The 2,289-nt window shown below is 35.9% G+C and carries 1 protein-coding gene; it reads left to right on the forward strand.

The genetic code is table 11. The features are described 5' to 3' along the window. The first annotated feature begins 620 nt into the window (after window positions 1–620). Entirely contained in the window at window positions 621–2,054 is a 1,434-nt protein-coding gene (locus ACSVDD_RS29835) for an IS110 family transposase (RefSeq protein WP_510167026.1), read from the forward strand. Window positions 2,055–2,289 lie beyond the last annotated feature (235 nt).

Below are 2,289 nucleotides of genomic sequence, written 5' to 3' on the forward strand. Positions count from 1 at the left end.
TAATTTTAATTATGTTTATAAACACTACATACTACAGATAGGTATGTGTTTTAATTCTTAGTTAATAGAAAAGAATTATGCAATTTTACTATTTTTAATTATAATAAAAACGCCAGTGTACTTTTGTATTGAACGTGGGTTCCCAAATGGTGAAACTCTACCGTTTGTTTGAGGACACTGGTTTTTTTATTTCTTTTTTTGCTTTAAAATAGAGGTGTGCAGTGACCTTTATAGTGATTCCGACTTACTGGAATGGGGCTAATATTTAGACCTCTAATATTGATGTGGGGCACTCCACTTACACAAGTACACGGCACTGCACTCCAATTTAATTACTCAAATCCATTCCTGTATTTTTTTACAGGATTTTTTGTTTTTAAGGAGGAATTTTGAAGGTTTATGTCGTAATTTATTTTTTGTTTAAGAGACTATATTGAAGAAAAACAAAAACAATATAAAGCAGTTGAAACTCTATCGTTGATTGGAGCTAGGAAACTAGACTCTTGTTTTAAATATGAGATTTAATATCTGGCGATATAATCCTGACATACTACATTGGGCGTAAAGCTCTCACAGAAACTTGGATAGTCAGATATGTCATACTGCGGCTAGGAGGAGAAATGATGAACACTACCATTACTCCATTTAGTTATGGAAACGACACGCATAACAATCAAGGACAGCGTAAGTTTTATCAGTTTTATGTCGGCATTGATATTGGAGCGAGCTTTCACGTTGCATCCTGTATTCCGTTTGATGCATTCTTGGATCCTAAAGGCATTGCCTGGAAACGGACGAAGACAATGAAATTCAACTCCGATAGTGCTGGTATAGCTGAGTTTTTAGATGCTTTAGGAAAAATTGAAGAGCAGTTCTCTCTTACCCCAAAAGACTTTTTAATCCTTTTGGAACCAACAGGAGGGCACTATTCATATCTGGTACAGCAAGTTTTACTAAATAAAGGTTATGACCTATTTCAAGTTGAGAATAGTGCAGTAAGTGAATTTCGCCAAAAAAACTTAGGCATCTCTGAAAAGACGGACTCAATGGATGCCAAAGTAATGGCATATATGGGGTGGCATAAACAACTACATCCCCATATGCAAGGTGTAACACTTATAAGACCTCAATCTGTTCTTCAATCCTTATTTAGGACTGTGATGAGGGACAGATGGTATTTAAACGTACAACTAACTCGTCGAAAGAATCAGGTTCAACAGCTTTTAAAAGTTACTCATCCTGATTTAAATAAAGCATTTAAGAGCCTATCTAGCACCTCTGTATTGAAATTAGTCTTAGAGTACCCTACGGGTCTTCATATGAAAGAAGCGACAGCAGAAGAGATGTATAATGTTTTATTGAAAGCTGGTGCAAAAAGTGTAGCTAAACAAGCAGCGAACACATTGGCTAAAGTAATGCCCAATACCATCGCAGTTCCAGCTGAACATCTTGTAGAAAGGCAAAAATGGGTTATAGAAGAAGCCTTGAGACTCGAAAAAAGCCTCAAGCTTATTGACCAAGAGATTCATAAACTTTTATGGGGAGACCCTGACAAAGGAATAGATCCTCACCCTTATACAGAAATTTTATTGTCCCTTCCATTTGTGAGTGAAAACATCGCTTGTACTTTGATTGGTGTCATAGGAGACGTTGAACGATTTAGTACATACAAAGAGTTCAAGAAATATCTCGGGGTTTCTGCGGAAAACAAGCAGTCAGGAACATCAGTAAATGGCACAAGACAGACATACAGCGGTGTTAGAGATGCCAGAAGAGTCCTATATCAAATCGCCTTAATAATTTTGGCGAACGGACAAAAACAGCCTACCGTCTTTAAAGCATACTATGACCGTAAGGTAGCCGAAGGAATGAACAAGAAAAAAGCAATAGGACATTTATGCGGTAAGATAGCGGCCCTTATTTATACAGTCTTGAAAAACAGCGTGATATACGATCCAGTCACTCACGCTAAAGCCTGTGGAGTGGCTTTCGACAATCTATATATTAAAAATAACAAAAATAAACCAAAGCAAATTAATCAAAAAAATGATTAAAAGTTATAAAACCCTAAGTACTTTAAAAGGAGTGAAAATCACCTATTATTTGTTAAATTTTAGGTGATTTCTCCTCTTTAAAAATGAATCTTGATTTTTCAAAGCACTACACTACATTTAATAACAAGTTCAACAAAAAGGCGTTAATCCTTCAAGGATCGAACGCACCCGTTAGTGAATTATTCATTTAGGAGTATTAACTCTTGCAAATACGCTTCTATTCTAGTGGTTTTAG

Source organism: Azospirillum terrae (assembly GCF_053470425.1).